The 16,711-nt window shown below is 43.0% G+C and carries 19 protein-coding genes; 3 read left to right on the plus strand and 16 right to left on the minus strand.

All coding sequences use genetic code 11. From position 1 onward, the window contains the following. The first annotated feature begins 36 nt into the window (after positions 1 to 36). Positions 37 to 585, plus strand: coding sequence for a TorD/DmsD family molecular chaperone (locus HPC40_RS01885; RefSeq protein ID WP_208117789.1), 549 nt, complete (start codon positions 37 to 39; stop codon positions 583 to 585). Here HPC40_RS01885 and yccS read toward each other — a convergent pair. The 4 genes from yccS to HPC40_RS01905 form a co-directional block, all read right to left on the minus strand. Next, a complete protein-coding gene (gene yccS, locus HPC40_RS01890) occupies positions 582 to 2,738 on the minus strand; it encodes a YccS family putative transporter (RefSeq protein WP_208117790.1) in 2,157 nt (718 codons plus the stop codon). The genes HPC40_RS01885 and yccS overlap by 4 nt on opposite strands. An 18-nt stretch (positions 2,739 to 2,756) precedes the next feature. Next, positions 2,757 to 3,206 carry a YccF domain-containing protein gene (locus tag HPC40_RS01895; RefSeq protein WP_208117791.1) on the minus strand — a complete coding sequence of 150 codons (450 nt, stop codon included), beginning with the start codon at positions 3,204 to 3,206 and terminating at the stop codon, positions 2,757 to 2,759. A 9-nt stretch (positions 3,207 to 3,215) separates the two neighbouring features. Next, on the minus strand, positions 3,216 to 3,677 hold the full coding sequence (locus HPC40_RS01900) for a methylglyoxal synthase (RefSeq protein ID WP_208117792.1): 462 nt from the start codon (positions 3,675 to 3,677) through the stop codon (positions 3,216 to 3,218). Positions 3,678 to 3,745: 68 nt separating this feature from the next. Continuing rightward, the gene (locus HPC40_RS01905; RefSeq protein WP_208117793.1) at positions 3,746 to 4,405 is read right to left on the minus strand and encodes a curli polymerization inhibitor CsgI-related protein; all 660 of its coding nucleotides are present in this window, start codon (positions 4,403 to 4,405) and stop codon (positions 3,746 to 3,748) included. 127 nt (positions 4,406 to 4,532) lie between these two features. Here HPC40_RS01905 and HPC40_RS01910 point away from each other — a divergent pair, with 127 nt between their 5' ends. Next, the gene (locus HPC40_RS01910; protein WP_208117794.1) at positions 4,533 to 4,808 is read left to right on the plus strand and encodes an acylphosphatase; all 276 of its coding nucleotides are present in this window, start codon (positions 4,533 to 4,535) and stop codon (positions 4,806 to 4,808) included. Between the two features lie 7 nt (positions 4,809 to 4,815). Here HPC40_RS01910 and HPC40_RS01915 read toward each other — a convergent pair whose 3' ends face one another. The 8 genes from HPC40_RS01915 to rluD all read right to left on the minus strand — a co-directional run bounded on the left by HPC40_RS01915 (position 4,816) and on the right by rluD (position 11,200). Beyond that, positions 4,816 to 5,658, minus strand: coding sequence for a metal ABC transporter permease (locus tag HPC40_RS01915; protein ID WP_408021816.1), 843 nt, complete (start codon positions 5,656 to 5,658; stop codon positions 4,816 to 4,818). Between the two features lie 4 nt (positions 5,659 to 5,662). Beyond that, the gene (locus HPC40_RS01920) at positions 5,663 to 6,514 is read right to left on the minus strand and encodes a metal ABC transporter permease (RefSeq protein ID WP_208117888.1); all 852 of its coding nucleotides are present in this window, start codon (positions 6,512 to 6,514) and stop codon (positions 5,663 to 5,665) included. Beyond that, positions 6,514 to 7,404: an ATP-binding cassette domain-containing protein gene (locus tag HPC40_RS01925; protein WP_208117796.1), complete on the minus strand. Its 891-nt coding sequence runs from the start codon at positions 7,402 to 7,404 to the stop codon at positions 6,514 to 6,516. Before HPC40_RS01925 ends, HPC40_RS01920 begins: the two co-directional genes overlap by 1 nt. Further along, entirely contained in the window at positions 7,405 to 8,289 is an 885-nt protein-coding gene (locus HPC40_RS01930) for a metal ABC transporter substrate-binding protein (RefSeq protein ID WP_208117797.1), read from the minus strand. Positions 8,290 to 8,373: 84 nt separating this feature from the next. Continuing rightward, positions 8,374 to 8,685: a TusE/DsrC/DsvC family sulfur relay protein gene (locus tag HPC40_RS01935; protein WP_235972267.1), complete on the minus strand. Its 312-nt coding sequence runs from the start codon at positions 8,683 to 8,685 to the stop codon at positions 8,374 to 8,376. Positions 8,686 to 8,769: 84 nt separating this feature from the next. Then, entirely contained in the window at positions 8,770 to 9,429 is a 660-nt protein-coding gene (locus HPC40_RS01940; RefSeq protein WP_208117798.1) for a Bax inhibitor-1 family protein, read from the minus strand. 62 nt (positions 9,430 to 9,491) lie between these two features. Then, positions 9,492 to 10,223 carry a peptidoglycan editing factor PgeF gene (pgeF, locus tag HPC40_RS01945; protein ID WP_208117799.1) on the minus strand — a complete coding sequence of 244 codons (732 nt, stop codon included), beginning with the start codon at positions 10,221 to 10,223 and terminating at the stop codon, positions 9,492 to 9,494. Beyond that, positions 10,223 to 11,200, minus strand: a complete 978-nt coding sequence (gene rluD, locus HPC40_RS01950) for a 23S rRNA pseudouridine(1911/1915/1917) synthase RluD (RefSeq protein ID WP_208117800.1) — start codon at positions 11,198 to 11,200, stop codon at positions 10,223 to 10,225. The genes pgeF and rluD overlap by 1 nt, the downstream gene beginning before the upstream one ends. 166 nt (positions 11,201 to 11,366) lie before the next feature. Between rluD and HPC40_RS01955 the strand changes: the two genes are divergently transcribed. Next, the gene (locus HPC40_RS01955) at positions 11,367 to 12,170 is read left to right on the plus strand and encodes an outer membrane protein assembly factor BamD (protein WP_208117801.1); all 804 of its coding nucleotides are present in this window, start codon (positions 11,367 to 11,369) and stop codon (positions 12,168 to 12,170) included. A 77-nt stretch (positions 12,171 to 12,247) separates the two neighbouring features. Here the strand turns inward: HPC40_RS01955 and secF are convergent, their stop codons facing one another. The 4 genes from secF to tgt all read right to left on the minus strand — a co-directional run bounded on the left by secF (position 12,248) and on the right by tgt (position 16,670). Then, a complete protein-coding gene (gene secF, locus HPC40_RS01960; RefSeq protein WP_208117802.1) occupies positions 12,248 to 13,216 on the minus strand; it encodes a protein translocase subunit SecF in 969 nt (322 codons plus the stop codon). 9 nt (positions 13,217 to 13,225) lie between these two features. After that, positions 13,226 to 15,073, minus strand: a complete 1,848-nt coding sequence (gene secD / locus HPC40_RS01965; protein WP_208117803.1) for a protein translocase subunit SecD — start codon at positions 15,071 to 15,073, stop codon at positions 13,226 to 13,228. Between the two features lie 24 nt (positions 15,074 to 15,097). Continuing rightward, the gene (gene yajC, locus HPC40_RS01970; RefSeq protein WP_208117804.1) at positions 15,098 to 15,397 is read right to left on the minus strand and encodes a preprotein translocase subunit YajC; all 300 of its coding nucleotides are present in this window, start codon (positions 15,395 to 15,397) and stop codon (positions 15,098 to 15,100) included. A gap of 127 nt (positions 15,398 to 15,524) precedes the next feature. Then, a complete protein-coding gene (tgt, locus tag HPC40_RS01975) occupies positions 15,525 to 16,670 on the minus strand; it encodes a tRNA guanosine(34) transglycosylase Tgt (RefSeq protein WP_208117805.1) in 1,146 nt (381 codons plus the stop codon). Positions 16,671 to 16,711 lie beyond the last annotated feature (41 nt).

The raw sequence follows: 16,711 nt of genomic DNA on the forward strand, positions 1-16,711 counted from the left end.
AAATATCTCACTGACCAACTTGAGGGCATTATCTGAATGAATGATTTTTCCATGCTAACCCGTTTATTTGGCAATTTATTTTATCGTGCACCGCAAGATCCTGTGCTAGCGGGTGTGCTAGACTGGCTCAATACAGGGCAACTCACCGCACTTTGGGCACTAAGTCTTGATGCACAAAGCGAGCAAGCCCTTAAACGGTTAACCCATATTGATAAAACGGCAATGCAATCTGCCTACCAGCAGCTATTTGCTGAAAATGGCTCTGTTTCGTGCAAAATCAGTGATTATAGCGACACGTTAGACGATTTTATTCAATTTCGCCGTGAGCGTGGTCTGCCTGATATTGCAGAACCTGACCATATTGCGCATCTATTGCTAAGTGCATCGTGGCTGGAAGATAACGTTGACAGCCTTGAGGCACAACGACAGTTGTTTTCCCAATTTTTATTACCAATACTCAAGCCCTTTTTAGGCAAAGTAGAAGCACACGATCAGGGATACTATCAGGCATTAGCACAATTATGCCGCGATAGTCTCAGTGCAATGGCTGACGAATTAGATGAAGAAAGTGAAAGTGCGGTTTAAACCGCACTTTCCAATTTGGCTTGCCGTACAATGCTCTGCTTTAATGGCATAATGAGATGGGTAATCATCAGTAACTGCTGGCTAATAACTTTATCTTGTAAGACAGATTTTTCCTGCGTATCACTCTCTAAGGTATGAGATAAACGCCGTTGAATCTCACTCACTTTTGCCTGTAATTGTTCATCATTCAGACTCTGAATTTGCTCCAATAAATCAATAATTTGACGAGATGCTGGATACAGATCGAGTAAGAAATATTTGTCATCGCCACGCTGACTCATCGTATAACGCAATGCTCCGAGGGACGATATATACCCCAATAAGCCATAATTTTCTTTCAGTAGCTGAAAGCCATTTTGCAAATACACATGGTATTTTTGTGGCTCACTGTTCATATCCGCAATCAAGGTGCTCAGCTCCGCCGCACTTTTGTTTGCTGCTAGGCGAACGCTACGATAATTGACATGATTTTGCTCACCAAATAACAGTTGAGTCATCACATAGAGTAAATAGCGAGCATTATTTTTAATGCTCAAACCAATAAGTCGCCCGATTTTCATATATTTCCAATCGGGCCATAGATAGGATACTGCTATGCCTGCAATAAACGCCCCCACGATGGTGTCAATCATTCTTGGCCACATTGCGGCATAAATATCAAAGCCGCTGATGTCAAAGCTAATCAGTACTTGAATGGTGATAAAACAGGTTGAGAAGCTATAATTATTATTCTTAAAGAAGAAAAATAACGTGCTGCTTGCAGCCAACAATCCCAATTTTGCCGCTAATGTCGCGGTAAAAAAGGGAATCAGCGAGCCAATTAATACGCCTGCAAGCGTACCGATAATGCGTTCACGCAACCGTTTCTTAGTTGCCGAATAATTTGGCTGGCATACAAACACTGCGGTAAGTAAAATCCAATAACCTCGTTCAAGATCAATATTAACCACAATTAAACTACACGCCAACACAACGATAGATAAACGCACGGCATGACGGAACAATTGTGATTCAAACGTGAGATTATTTTTTAACGCTAGCCACATTGCACGCAAGCCACGAATGCGATCGATGCTGATAATATGGCTATAACTGTCTTGAATTTGTCCGTCATTTTTGCCTAAAAACAAAATCTGCCACTGAATGGAATTAAGATTATCCATAACCGTGGAGAGATTATTTAATTGTGCATTATGTGGGTGTTGCTGCTCAAACAATGTAAAAGAGTGCTTCAATCCCGCTGCCGCACGTGCTAACCGCACTTTAGGCGTGTATGGTTGTTGATGTAAAATTGCGTTGGCAATATTACGACAAGCATCTGCTTGCAATTCAATCATTCGCTGAATGCGAAACAGTAACGCATTATTTTGCAATTCATTGACTAATTTGGCATAGTCGAAATGCGATGAACTCGCCCGTTCTAAAATATCTTGTGCGGCATAATAATAGCGGATTAATTTTGCCATTTTACTTTGAGGGTGCTGTCGCCCTAATCGCACAAATAAAGACTGTTGACAGACACTAAATGCCACGATCACGGCACCATTTAACCGTGCTAATTCAAGTTGTAACGCCTCTATCTCATCAGGATTATCTGGATCAAAACAATTCGCTTTACCATCAAGATAGTCCGCTAACGCCAAGAACGCATTGGCAAGGCTTTCGTCCACCTTATAACGCGGGAAAAAGAGGTAAACCACAATGCTGGACAAACTGTATAGTAACGTGCCAGTGATGATCATAAATGGATTTAGATACCATGGCGTTTCAGGCAAATATGTCAGTGCGGTATAAAGTGCCACGGCCAGTGTGCCAAATGCAATTGTGCTATACCGCTGCCCAAATGCCCCCATCATAACCAGCATAAAGGTAAATACGGTGATCATTAAAGAATATAACAACGGATCACTTAACGCATATTGTGCGCCAAACGTGCAAAGCGTGAATGCAATGAGCGTGATGATGATATTTTGTAGTTTTCCTGTTAAGTTATGATCCAGATCCACCAAAGCTGCGGCAATAATCCCCAACACAAACGGCATGGCACCTGTTGAAATATCTAACCAATAGATAAAAATAGAGGCGATATTTAAGGCGATAAATACTGGAATAACTGAAATCACTTTGTTATTCAACCAGCCTAATCTTTTCACAGCGAACCTAAACCTTTTTTATTTGCGACTATCAAATTGATCACGAGCGTATTGAAGCTTGATATTCTCTGCCACATCGCTATCCACCACTCGCATTCCGACAGGAAATAGCGCGATACTAGCGAGTTTAAAGTGTGCGATACCACTTGGAATACCAATAATCGTCAAACATTGCGCGATGCCAGTAAAAATATGCATTAAACACAACCACCAGCCAAATAAAATAAACCACACAATATTCAATACACCGCCAATGCCATTACCCACAGCACTGGTCGGTTCTAAATACTTCACATGCACAATTTGATGACCAAATGGCACTAACGCCATTTTAGTGATTTCCCAACAGCTGCGTGTATAAGGGAGCGTTATGACTAAACAGACACTCAACACTGTTGCCAACAACCAACCGATGACAGTACTGAAGCCGAAAAAAACAAAATTAAAAATATTTAAAAGTAAACTCATCACGCTATCCTATGATTTTGTACGTTCAGCAATATAGCCCGCATAATCAGGAATCGCAATGTCAATCGCTTGACTAAAGTGCGGTGAAGAAATTAAGAAATCCGCAGTGGCTTCGTTGGTGGCAACAGGAATATTCCACACCGTTGAAATACGCAATAATGCTTTGACATCAGGATCATGCGGCACCGCATTCAACGGGTCCCAAAAGAAAATAAGCAAATCAATTTCACCTTCCGCAATTTTTGCACCAAGCTGTTGATCACCGCCCATCGGTCCACTTAATAATGCAGTAACCTCAAGCCCTGTTTTTTCATTGATCAATCGCCCAGTCGTTCCCGTTCCCCATAAAAAGTGCGGTCGCAACTGTTCTCGATGTGTTAAACACCAACGAACCAACAATGCCTTGCAATGGTCATGTGCTACTAGGGCAATATTTTTTCTTACCCCAACTGTTCTGTGAATCTGATTCATATGCTTCTCCATAAAAAAAGCGAGCACAAACGCTCACTTTTTTGTATTACGTTATTGTGAGCCTGAACTTATTGTTTTTTAGCCCAATTTAAAAAACGTTTTTGTGTTTCTTTATCTGCTTGCTGGAACCAATATTGCAATTGTTGTTCGGCAACATTTTCACCTTGCACCGTCACTTTTCCTTTCTGTGCTTTGCCCACGCCAGACATACCTGCCATCACAGGCATATTCGCCACCGCAAAGCTAGACACCGATGCTGTTTTGTTGCTGCTATTATAATTGCTTAAATTTTCTTGTAAATTTCGATTTGGGAACAGCCCTTCTTGATCAAGCAGTTCTTGAGAGCTGGCTAAGACTTGCCCTGATTGAGTGACCACACTCACTTTAGGATTGCGATCAAAACGCGCAGCGGCATCATCAGTACCTAAATTTTCAGCCTTGATCACCACATTTTCAGTACCTGTGTTGAATTTAACCACAATAGGAGACGATTCATAAAAACGGCGATCAGAACCAACACGTACAATTTCTTCCACTTTCACAACCACTTGGTGTACGGCATTATCAGATGCCTTAATACTTTTGTCTTTTTGAAAAAGTCCTTTGCTGATTTTCTGACCATCAAACGCCAATAGTGTCACATTAGATGATGTACTAATATCTGCTGCAACCGCACTTACACCTGTTGCCACAGCAACCACAGCTAACGCTAATCGGGTTAATTTCATAATTTTTCCTCAATAATTAACAAATCAAATGGCTTTAAAGCACTGCCATCAAGTCAACAAACCTTTGACTATCCTATGCTAAATCATTATAAAATAAAATAGCAATTAACAAAAATCAGGAGAAAATATGACGTTAACCACACAATTTACCGTTTTTGGGCGAGTACAAGGTGTTGGATTTCGGTATTTTACTTGGCAAAAAGCAATGCAATTGGGTCTACTTGGCACTGTGCGTAACCTCAGTGATGGCAGTGTCTTAATTATTGCGCGTGGCACGCAAACCCAACTTGACACACTCTCACAGTGGCTAAAGGCTGGTGGACCTCGTTCAGCCCGCATAGATACTCTACAAGAACACCCCTTTACGGGCGAATTTCCTTTTCAAACGTTTAAAATTACGTAATATCGATCTATTGTGCACTTCGACGCTGTTGAGCATATCCTCGTCGTATAGCTCGCATGCAAAGTGCGGTTATGAAGAGCAATGACTGTACCAATACAATAGTGGGGCCTGTGGCAGCATCAAGATGATAGCTCAATAATGTACCAATGAATGTCGAAAGCACAGAAACGAGGATGGCAATGCGCAACATCATATCAAAACGCGTTGTTAAGCAAAAAGCGGTAATGCCTGGTGCTATCAATAACGCAACCACTAAAATCACCCCCACAACTTGCATCGCAGCAATGATAGTCAGCGCAAGCAACGTTAATAGTGTGTAATGCAGGAATTTCACGGATAACCCAACAATTTTTGCCTGAATCGGATCAAAGCAATACAGCAAAAAATCTTTGCGTTTGGCTAACATAATCACACTAGTTATCACGGAAATCAACAAAATCAAGATAAAGTCATCTTTAGGTACGCCAAGCAAATTACCAAATAAAATATGCAGTAAGTGCTGATCCGTTTCAACTTTGACAAATAAAATCAATCCTAAGGCAAACATCCCTGAAAAAACGATGCCCATCACCGTATCTTCTTTTAATCTTGAATTATGTTTTAAATAGCCTGTCAAAACGGCACACAAAATGCCTGAAAAAAACGCCCCTAACGCTAATGGCAGCCCCAAGACGAATGCCAACACAATGCCTGGCAACACCGCATGAGAAATCGCATCCCCCATCAATGACCAACCTTTGAGCACCAAATAACATGATAATACCGCGCACACAAATGCCACTAAAAGTGCGGTCAGCAATGCTTGTTGCATAAACGGATATGATAGCGGTTCATAAAACCAATTAAACATCGCATCAAGCATTGGTTTTTCCTTTTAGATTGCGTTGTGTCAACAAGCCATATTTCGGCGAAAATAAAAATGCCAGCAAAAATAAACACGTTTGCAAAAACACGATCAAACCACCTGTTGCGCCATTGAAGAAATAACTGATATATGCCCCAACCGCACTTGTGCCAACCCCCAGCGATACCGCAATGGCAATCAAACGAGGAAAGCGATCGGTTAGTAGATAGGCGGTCGCACCAGGAGTGATTACCATGGCAATCACTAAAATTGCCCCTACCGTTTGCAACGCAGCGACAACGCAAGCACTGAGTAAGGTAAAAAATAACACTTTCAAACGCAGTGGTGAAATACCAACCGAAACGGCATGGCTTTCATCAAAAAAGACCAATAACAAATCTTTCCAAAATAGGATTAAAAACGCCAAACTCACCGCAATGATGATACCCACTTGAAGAATATCATTATCATCAATGCCTAGAATGTTACCCAACACAATAGATTGCACATTAACCGATGTCGGATTCAGCGACACAATAAAAAGCCCTAGGGCAAAAAAAGTTGAAAAAATAAAGCCGATAATCGCATCTTCACGCAATTTGGTAATCGCTTTCACCCACAAAATCGCCAATGCAGCTAACAGTCCTGAAATAAAGGCACCAAGTGCATACGGCAAGGAAAGCGCATAAGCAATCGCCACACCTGGCACTACCGCATGAGAAAGTGCATCACCAATCAGCGACCAGCCTTTTAGCATCAAATAGCACGATAAAAATGCACACACGCCCCCTACCAAGCTACTCACCACAATCGCTTTGGTCATATAGTCATAGTGAAAGGGTTCTAGTAGAAGATCAAACATCATTTATCGCCCTGCACTGACCGCACTTTAGGGGATTTAGGCGGCAATTCTTTGCCATCTTCACCATAAAAAACCAGTGCGTGCTCGTCGTCAGTAAGCACTGTTAAAGCGCGTTTATCTTCATCATCATGCAAGTCCGATCCTGCCAGTGTTAAATGACGCAATACGCCACCAAAAGCACGCTCCAAGTTGCGTTGCGTAAAGGTGCTTGGCGTATCGCCCTTGGCGATTAATGTGCGATTAATCATCACCACCTGATCACAAAAGTGCGGTACGCTGCCCAAATTATGGGTGGACACCAATATCAAATGCCCTTCTGCACGCAGTTCACCAAGTAAATCAATGATGGCATTTTCGGTTTTTACATCCACCCCTGTAAACGGTTCATCCAACAAAATGATGCGACTTTCCTGCGCCAATGCGCGCGCCAAAAAGACACGCTTTTTCTGCCCACCTGACAGCTCACCAATTTGGCGATCTGTTAGATGGCTAATGCCCACACGCGCCATTGCTTGCGATACTTTTTCTTTATCTTGGGCAGATGGTCGACGCAGCACATTCATATAGCCATAACGTCCCATCATCACAACATCATAAACAGAAACAGGAAATTGCCAATCCACCTCCTCGGTTTGTGGCACATATGCAACTAAATTCTGTTTAAGTGCGGTTTTTACCGGCATTTGGCATAAGCTGACGGAGCCTGTCAATGGCTTCACCAGCCCCATAATACTTTTAAATAGCGTAGATTTTCCGCTGCCATTCACACCCACTAAAGCGCAGGTGGTGCCTGCGCCTAATGTGAATGAAACATCATAAAGTGCGGTATGCCCGTTGTTGTAGCGAACAGCTAAATGATCAACAACGATACTGGGCGTGATTTGCCTCATTTAATTTTCAAATCCTTTTACTATGGTCGAAACCGTTGTGTTCAACAAATCTAAATATGTCGGTACTGGGCCGTCTTTGGCGGAAAGCGAATCAACATAGAGCACACCGCCATACTTCGCACCACTTTCTTTCGCCACCTGTTTGGCAGGCTTATCCGATACCGTACTTTCACTAAAGACAACGGGAATATGATGCGTACGCACCTGTTCAATTAAGTGGCGTACTTGTTGTGGTGTGCCTTCTTCGTCTGCGTTAATTGGCCACAGATAAAGCTCATTAAAGCCATAATCCTTGGCTAAATAACTAAATGCGCCCTCACTAGTGACTAAATAGCGTTTATTTTCTGGCACTTTTGCCAATTGTTCACGCAATGGAGCATCCATTGCTTTCACTTTTTCAGCGTAGGCTTGCGCATTTTGGCGATACGTTTGGGCATTCTCTGGGTCATATTTGCTCAACGCTTTTTCGATATTATCAATATAAATCAACGCATTTTGCGTTGACATCCACGCATGTGGATTCGGTTTGCCTGTATAAGGCCCCTCATAAATTGACAGTGGCTCAATTCCTTCTGTCACCACCACAGAGGGCACATTTTTCACGTTTGACAAGAAACGCTCAAACCAACGCTCAAGATTCATGCCATTATACAACACCAAATCAGCAGATTGTGCTTTTACAATATCTTTTGGCGTAGGTTGATAGTCATGGATTTCCGCCCCAGGCTTGGTAATGGATTCCACTTTCGCTTTATCCCCTGCCACATTTTGTGCAATATCTTGGATAATGGTAAAGGTGGTAAGCACTTTCAATTCCTTCGCTTGCACGGAAAGTGCGGTCAAGGCTAAAGCAGATGCCAACAAGATGCTTTTTTTCAGTTGCATAATAGCTCCTTTTTTATATGGTTATCAGTCATGGCGTTATCTTAACCAATACCACTCAATTTTGCAAATGATAATTATTATTATTTATAAACATTTTGCAGGTTTCGGAAGTCCTGCCAACTTGCTGGCTTGTTTGGCAGGGCCTTCTGGAAATAACCGCTGTAAATAGCGACTGTTGCCCTTTTCTGCCCCAAACTTAGCTGCCATTGCTTTCACTAACATACGGATAGCTGGAGATGTGCCATACTCTTGATAAAAATCACGCACAAAATAAATGACTTCCCAATGTGCCTCATTGAGCACAATTCCTTCTTTTTCGGCAATCACTTGGGCCACTTCAGCATTCCACTGGCTGGCATCTCGCAAATAGCCCTCTTTATCTGTTGCTAACTCCATATTTACCGCACTTTTATTTTTGATAAAAGTATGCCCCTAAATAGGGGCATAACAAATTTGTTTTTAACAATCATTGTTATCGGCTTAATCTCTCGCAGCGGATAACAAATTCAATAGGCTGATGAAAAGATTATACAACGACACATAAATGCTAATTGTGGCACGGATATAATTTGTTTCACCACCATGAATGATGTTGCTTGTTTCATACAAAATTGCCCCTGTTGAGAACAAGACAAACAGTGCACTCAGTGCTAGATGTAGCCCTTGAAAATTGAAAAAGAGGCTAGCAACGACACCAATAACAAGTACGATAAACAACGAAAACAACATACCACTTAAAAATGACATGTCTTTTTTCGTGGTTAATACATAAGCAGAACACGCGAAAAATACCGCCGCTGTGCCCGCAAACGCTAGCACGACTGTATCACCTAAGCCGTTACCAATATACACATTTAAAATCGGCCCTAGCGTATAACCCAAAAAGCCAGTAAAAGCAAACGTGGACAAAATCCCCCAAGCACTATTTGCAAGGCGGTGAGTCAAAAAGAGCAAGCCATAAAATCCAACTAGCATCACAATCAGTCCAGGACGTGGCAAGTTCATGCTCATTGAAAGATATGCCGTTAATGCCGAAAACGCGACACTTAACGCCAATAAGAAATAGGTATTACGCAACACCTTGTGGGTTGCCAGAATGGAATCATGAGTTCGAACATCGGTTACGATACGTGGTTGCATTCAATTTCTCCTTTAGTCAATCACCTTTTAAAGGTAGCGATAATGATAAAAAATGTCAATCATTATCGATGGTTAAAATAAATAAAGCTCGCCATTCGCCCTGTTTGTTTGGCACGACGATAAGAGAAAAAACGTGCGTCATTTACTGTGCAATATGTACCGCCTCGAATGTCTGTTATACCGCACTTTTGCAACCGTTGACGCGCAAGTTGATAAATATCTGCCACATATTTATCTTGGGCACTAGGATCTATAACAAAAGCACTCGCTGCCTCTGCATTAGCGCATATAAACGCCTCTCGCACCTCTTCCCCAACTTGAAATGCACTCGAGCCAATTGCCGGCCCAAGATAGGCAACAATATCACTGGCTGGGCTGACAAATTGTGCAACAGTATTTTCCAAAATGCCATTGCATAATCCACGCCAGCCTGCATGTGCGGCTGCAACCTCTTGGGCATTTTTAGCAGCAAATAACACAGGTAAGCAATCCGCGGTTAACACGGCACACACCATACCTGCTTGATTTGTATAAGCCGCATCAGCATTAGGAATAGTCTCAATACTGGGCAAGTGTACAACATCAATACTGTGCGTTTGGTTTAAAAACGTCGGCATGTGTGGCAAATTCGCACGCTGCACCAATAAAGTGCGGTTTTGCTCGACCGCACTTTGCTCATCACCTACATGTGTGGCAAGGTTAAAGCTATCAAACGGTGGTTGACTAACGCCACCTTGCCGTGTCGTGATGCCAGCATAAATGCCAGCGATATTAAAATCAGGTTGTAAAATCATCAATAATCCAACTCATCTTTATGTTGCTCATAATCCGCTTTCAATGCGTCCACCAACTGGATAAAATCCTCGGGTAAGGGGGCGAACCACTGCATTGTTTCGCCTGTTATGGGGTGTTCGAGTCGTAGCATCACGGCATGCAACGCTTGACGTTTAAACCCACGCAATACATGCAAAAAATCCTCACTGGCATTTTTCGGTGGGCGCGGTCTGCCGCCATAGACAGGATCGCCTAACAAAGGGTGGGCTATGTGCGCCATATGCACCCGAATTTGATGCGTACGCCCTGTTTCGAGACGCAATCGCAAGCGGGTGTAATTACGAAAACGCGCCATAATACGGTAATGGGTCACCGCTGGTTTACCCATCGGGTGCACCGCCATTTGTGTCCGTTTCGTTGAATGACGTGCCATAGGCTCGTCCACCGTCCCCCCTTTGGTCATAATCCCAAACGCAATGGCTTCATACTCACGCGTAATCTTGCGCTTTTGTAATGCACTAACCAAGCGTGTTTGTGCTGGGATGGTTTTCGCTACCACCATCAACCCCGTGGTATCTTTGTCTAAACGATGAATAATGCCAGCCCTTGGCACTTGCGCAATCGGCGGATAGTGATAAAGCAGTGCGTTAAGCACGGTGCCATCAGGGTTACCTGCACCTGGATGCACCACAAGACCCGCAGGCTTGTTTATCACAATCAAATCATCATCTTCATACACAATATCCAATGGAATATTTTGCGCCACAAAGCGATTTTCGTCCTCCACCTCAACGCAAATTTCAATATGCTCATCGCCCATCATTTTTTCGCGTGGTTTATTGACCACGACACCGTTGACGCGCACTAAATCTTGCTCAATCCACGTTTTCAGCCGCGAGCGTGAATAATCTGGCAATAATTCCGCTAACACCTGATCAAGGCGTAGCCCAAGTTGTTGTGGTGTTACATCTACCGCTAAGGTTAATTGTTTTGTCATAATTTGATTATTTCACTTAATTCTGATTTGCTTATTTGCTAATGATCGTTACAATACTAAATCATACAATGTGTTGTCCAATATTGTAGCTGAAGTTTGCTATTGTGTAACCTTTTGCAACATCAAGGCACATTAAATTGTTAATTAAAATATGTAGGATCGATTTATGAAATTAAACACAATTGCCCTAGCACTTATGACCGCACTTTCACTTTCTGCCTGCTCTAGCAGTGATAAAAAAGTTGAAGAAGGCAGTGTTGAACAACTCTACGCCAAAGCAAACACCTATTTGCAAGACGAAAATTATTCACAAGCGATCCGTTATTTTGATGCAGTGGATAGCCGTTATCCATTCGGTGCATACTCTGAGCAAGCACAGTTAAGTTTGATCTATGCCAACTACAAGGCGGGAGAATACACGCTAGCACTTGCCGACGCTGAACGCTTTTTGCGTATGCACAGCACAAGTCAACACCTTGATTTTGTACTTTATGTGGCGGGTTTGATTAACTCAGAACTGGGTCGTCATTTTATGTTAGATACCTTTGGAGCCGATCAGGCGTTGCGTGATCCTCTGCCAATGACCAATGCGTTGAATAATTTCGACACCTTAGTCCAAAATTTCCCAAATAGTCGTTATGCAGCCGATGCAAAAGCGCGTATTTTATACTTGCACAATGCGCTTGCACGCCACGAGTTGGAAGTTGCCCGCTTTTATTTCAAACGTGATGCACATGTTGCGGTTGTAAATCGTGTTCTTGCGCTTGTCGATCACTATCCAGACACGCAGGCAATGTACCAAGCTCTGCCGTTGTTAGAAAAATCGTATCTTGCAATGAATTTGCCAGAGCCTGCAAAACAAATTGCAACTGTAATTGCACAAAATAAAGATAAAACATTTCCAAAAATCCCTGTGCCTGAGCGCGATGTTGATTTACAAGTCCCTAATGTACTAACGCCCGCACAATAAAATATAAAAGTGCGGTGTTGACCGCACTTTAAACACAGCATAAAAAACCGCACATTAACGTGCGGTTTTTGTTTCCCCTATGGCATAAGTGGTTCACTGTCTGCGCCTTCTTTTTCAATTTTAGGCGGTAACATATGCTCACGGCTGAGTCCAATATCATAGGCTAGCGCAATGGCAATATAGATGGATGAATATGTTCCAAATCCAATCCCAATCAACAATGCGAGTGAGAAATTATGGATACTTGGTCCACCAAAAATAAACAACGCCAATACCACAATTAAGGTCGTAAACGAGGTCATTAAGGTTCTTGATAATGTTTGTGTCAACGAAATATTAATGATCTCTTCCGTTTCAGTACGGCGAATTTTACGGAAATTCTCACGCACTCGGTCAAACACCACGATACTATCATTTAGAGAATAACCAATCACCGACAAAATTGCAGCAACAAAGGTTAAATCAATCTCAATTTGCAGCATGGCAAACACACCTAGCGTTACAATCACGTCATGCGCAAGTGCTAAAATCGCCCCTGTTGCCAAACGCCATTCAAAACGAAAACTCACATAGGCAAGCAACATAATTAAGGTCGCTAATGTCGCATAAATCGCCGCTTCTGTCAGCTCTTTACCCACATTTGGACCAACGTATTCCACGCTGTGTACGGTGATACCACGATCGAGGTCTTTAAGCACATCAATCACCTTCGTGCCAATTTTAGTATCCCCTTCCGCAGTGGAAAGGCGGATCATCACATCGCGCGTACCGCCTGAGGCTTGAACAATTGCACTACCAAAACCGCTATCTGCCAATGTTGACCGCACTTTTGGTAAATCTGCAGGTTGTGAGAATGAGGTTTCAATTACTGTACCACCCGTGAAATCAAGCCCCCAGTTAAAACCTTTGGAGACGATAAAAAAGAGCGATACCGCCACAACTAGCACAGAAAAAACATAGCCAATAAGGCGGAATTTCATAAATGGGATTAACCGACGCGCCAATTTTACGCTACCTTCGGTTTCATTGCGTTTTGCTGTTACCATTTCCGCCCCCTAAATGGATAGTTTATTAATGCGTTTGCCGCCATAAAGGAAATTCACGATTGCCCGCGTTCCTGTGATAGCCGTAAACATCGAAATAGCGACCCCCAGTGATAAGGTTATCGCAAAGCCTTTCACAGGACCTGTCCCCACCGCATAAAGGATAAGTGCGGTCAAGATTGTGGTTAAATTGGCATCAAAAATACTGGAAAATGCGCCTTTATACCCTTCATCAATCGCTTGTTGCACTGTACGCCCATTACGGATCTCTTCTTTTATTCGCTCAAAGATCAAAACATTAGCATCCACCGACATCCCAACCGCTAATACAATCCCAGCAATACCTGGCATCGTTAAGGTCGCACCTGGTAATAAAGACATCACCCCGATTAATAAGACAATATTCAGTACCAATGCAACATCGGCAATCAAGCCAAATTTGCGATAAACCACGACCATGAAAAGAACAACAATCGCTAATCCCCAAATGCTGGCGTCCATTCCTTGCTCGATATTTTGCTTTCCTAAAGACGGCCCAATCGTGCGCTCTTCCACGATTTGAATCGGTGCAATCAATGCGCCAGCCCGTAATAAGACAGATAAATTCAAGGCTTCAGCAGGACTATCAATGCCACTGATTCGGAAATGATTGCCAAGGCGATCCTGAATAGTCGCAATATTGATGACTTCATCGTGCTTTTCTAAGATAGGATGACCTTTCTCATCAACTTTACCACTATCTTTATATTCGCTATACAATGTCGCCATCGGTTTGCCAATCGCATCACGCGTTGCTGCTGCCATCATATTTCCCCCCTCACTATCAAGGGAGATATTAACCTCTGGACGCCCTGTGTTGCCATCACTGCCAGATGTTGCACCCGTAATATGTTCGCCGCCTAAAATCACACGACGATACAGCACCACAGGATTACCGTTACGATCCAATTTCACTTCAGAATCTGATGGCACTAGGCCTTTTGCAGCAGCACTAAGATCCGCACTTTGATTTACCATGCGAAATTCTAGTGTTGCTGTTGCGCCCAGAATTTCTTTCGCTCGCGCGGTGTCTTGCACCCCCGGCAACTCAATCACAATGCGTTCAGCCCCTTGACGCTGTACAACAGGCTCCGCCACGCCAAGCTCTTCCACCCGCTTACGTAAAATGGTCAAGTTTTGCTCGATCGCATGTTCACGCACTTTAGCCAGCTCAGCTTCAGACATCCCTACCGTTAGCACATTACCGTCTTGGTGTATTTCTAACGTTGGATCAATTTTTTGTACAATACGTCTCGCTTCCCCTACCTGATTTTCATCGGCAAGGGTAATCATTGTGGCGTAGCCGTCTGCCGCACGAATATTGCTATACCGCACTTTAGCTTTACGCAAGTCAGTTCGTAGATTGTCTTCACGCTGGGTTTCCATTTTTTCCAATGCAGAACTCATATCTACCTGCATTAAAAACCGCACGCCACCACGCAAATCCAGCCCCAATTTCATTGGGCTACCACCAATATCAGTCAACCATTTTGGTGTCGCGGGTGCAAGGTTAAGTGCCACAGAATAGCCATCGCCCAATCCCTCAGCGAGCTTGTCTTTTGCCAATAGCTGATCATCTGTGCTATCAAATTTTGCCAACACAGAGCCTTCTTTTAATGCAACAGATTTTGCTGGTAAATTATTTTGAGCGAGGATGGCTTCAACATCTTTGTAAGTTTGTTCAGTGGCTTGATGTCCGCGGGTACCTGAAACTTGCACCGCAGGATCTTCACCATAAAGATTTGGAAGGGCATATAAAACGCCAATGGCGACCAAAATGATCACCATTAGATTCTTCCATAAAGGAAAACGATTTAACACAATGTTACTCCAGTGTGTATTGAATTAAAGTGATTTCATTGAGCCTTTTGGTAAAACTGCCACAACAAAATCTTTTTTGATGGTGACTTCCGTGCTGTCATTTAAGGCAATCACGATATAATCATTTTCAGCAGACACTTTTGTCACTTTGCCAAGCAGACCACCTGATGTGAGCACTTCTTCGCCTTTTGCCAATGAATTCATCAAGTTACGATGCTCTTTATTACGTTTCGCTTGTGGGCGATAGATCATAAAATAGAAAATCAATGCGAAGATGACCAAAATAAAAATCATCTGAATGCCGCCGCCTGCTTGTTGTTCCATAACTAGTCCTTATTGTTTGTGAATCAAAATTGTCAGATAGCTAAAAATAGCACAAAATCACGATAAAGTGAAAAAATCTTACGGAAAAATCATCAAGTGCGGTCAAACCGCACTTTTTGCCTAAAAATTATTCATCTAGTGGCGTTAACGGTGGCACTGCCTTCCCTATTCGGGCATAGAATTCCTGCACAAATTGCTCTAACTCACTGCGCTCAATAGCCGCACGCAATTGTGCCATTAGACGTTGGTAATAACGCAAATTATGGATAGTATTCAGCCTTGCCCCCAAAATCTCACCGCACTTGTCTAGATGATGCAGGTAAGATTTCGTATAATTTTTACAGGTATAACAATCACACTCAGGATCAAGTGCGGTGGTATCATCACGGTATTTTGCGTTGCGAATTTTCACCACGCCGTCGGTCACAAATAAGTGTCCATTACGTGCGTTACGCGTTGGCATTACGCAATCAAACATATCAATACCACGACGCACCCCTTCCACCAAATCCTCAGGTTTGCCCACCCCCATCAGATAGCGAGGTTTATCGGCTGGGATTTGAGGGCAAATGTATTCCAAAATACGGTGCATATCAGGTTTTGGTTCTCCTACCGCCAAACCGCCCACGGCATAGCCATCAAAACCTATCTCAAGTAGCCCTTCAAGCGATTTTTTACGCAATGGTTCATAAATGCTACCTTGAATAATGCCAAAGAGTGCATTTTTATTACCTAATTCATCAAAACGTTCTCGGCAACGTTTTGCCCACCGCAATGAAAGCTCCATTGAGGTTTTTGCGTAGTCAAAATCGGCAGGATAAGGCGTACACTCATCAAAAATCATCACGATGTCTGAGCCGAGATCATATTGGATTTCCATTGATTTTTCAGGCGATAAGAAAATTTTGTCGCCATTAATTGGATGACGAAAATGCACGCCATCTTCTTTGATATTGCGGATATCTGCTAAGCTAAATACTTGAAACCCACCAGAATCGGTTAAAATCGGCCCATGCCATTGCATAAAATCGTGTAAATCGCCATGCTTGCGCATGATTTCTTGCCCTGGACGCAACCATAGATGGAACGTATTGCCAAGTAAAATCTGTGCACCTGTAGCTGCAACCTCTTCGGGGGTCATTCCTTTAACGGTACCATAGGTGCCCACGGGCATAAATGCGGGGGTTTCCACCGTATATTCCCCATGCGGGCGGGAAAACGTTAAACGTCCACGGCGCGCCCGCCCGTCTGTTTTATCTAATGTGTATTTCATTTTGACTCCAACGAATAAACAGTTCGAAAGACAATGTGAGC

The organism is Spirabiliibacterium falconis (assembly GCF_014885015.1).
Lineage (GTDB): Bacteria > Pseudomonadota > Gammaproteobacteria > Enterobacterales > Pasteurellaceae > Spirabiliibacterium > Spirabiliibacterium falconis.

Excerpts from the sequence above, each read along its gene's own strand:
- yajC (WP_208117804.1), bottom strand. The coding sequence starts at position 15,397 with ATGGAACAACAAGCAGGCGGCGGCATTCAGATGATTTTTATTTTGGTC.
- HPC40_RS01940 (WP_208117798.1), bottom strand. The coding sequence starts at position 9,429 with ATGCAACCACGTATCGTAACCGATGTTCGAACTCATGATTCCATTCTG.
- HPC40_RS01895 (WP_208117791.1), bottom strand. The coding sequence starts at position 3,206 with ATGAGTTTACTTTTAAATATTTTTAATTTTGTTTTTTTCGGCTTCAGT.
- HPC40_RS01900 (WP_208117792.1), bottom strand. The coding sequence starts at position 3,677 with ATGAATCAGATTCACAGAACAGTTGGGGTAAGAAAAAATATTGCCCTA.
- HPC40_RS01925 (WP_208117796.1), bottom strand. The coding sequence starts at position 7,404 with ATGAGGCAAATCACGCCCAGTATCGTTGTTGATCATTTAGCTGTTCGC.
- HPC40_RS01910 (WP_208117794.1), top strand. The coding sequence starts at position 4,533 with ATGACGTTAACCACACAATTTACCGTTTTTGGGCGAGTACAAGGTGTT.
- HPC40_RS01930 (WP_208117797.1), bottom strand. The coding sequence starts at position 8,289 with ATGCAACTGAAAAAAAGCATCTTGTTGGCATCTGCTTTAGCCTTGACC.
- pgeF (WP_208117799.1), bottom strand. The coding sequence starts at position 10,223 with ATGATTTTACAACCTGATTTTAATATCGCTGGCATTTATGCTGGCATC.
- HPC40_RS01920 (WP_208117888.1), bottom strand. The coding sequence starts at position 6,514 with ATGTTTGATCTTCTACTAGAACCCTTTCACTATGACTATATGACCAAA.
- tgt (WP_208117805.1), bottom strand. The coding sequence starts at position 16,670 with ATGAAATACACATTAGATAAAACAGACGGGCGGGCGCGCCGTGGACGT.
- HPC40_RS01885 (WP_208117789.1), top strand. The coding sequence starts at position 37 with ATGAATGATTTTTCCATGCTAACCCGTTTATTTGGCAATTTATTTTAT.
- HPC40_RS01935 (WP_235972267.1), bottom strand. The coding sequence starts at position 8,685 with ATGGAGTTAGCAACAGATAAAGAGGGCTATTTGCGAGATGCCAGCCAG.
- rluD (WP_208117800.1), bottom strand. The coding sequence starts at position 11,200 with ATGACAAAACAATTAACCTTAGCGGTAGATGTAACACCACAACAACTT.
- HPC40_RS01955 (WP_208117801.1), top strand. The coding sequence starts at position 11,367 with ATGAAATTAAACACAATTGCCCTAGCACTTATGACCGCACTTTCACTT.
- HPC40_RS01915 (WP_408021816.1), bottom strand. The coding sequence starts at position 5,658 with ATGTTTAATTGGTTTTATGAACCGCTATCATATCCGTTTATGCAACAA.
- secF (WP_208117802.1), bottom strand. The coding sequence starts at position 13,216 with ATGGTAACAGCAAAACGCAATGAAACCGAAGGTAGCGTAAAATTGGCG.
- HPC40_RS01905 (WP_208117793.1), bottom strand. The coding sequence starts at position 4,405 with ATGAAATTAACCCGATTAGCGTTAGCTGTGGTTGCTGTGGCAACAGGT.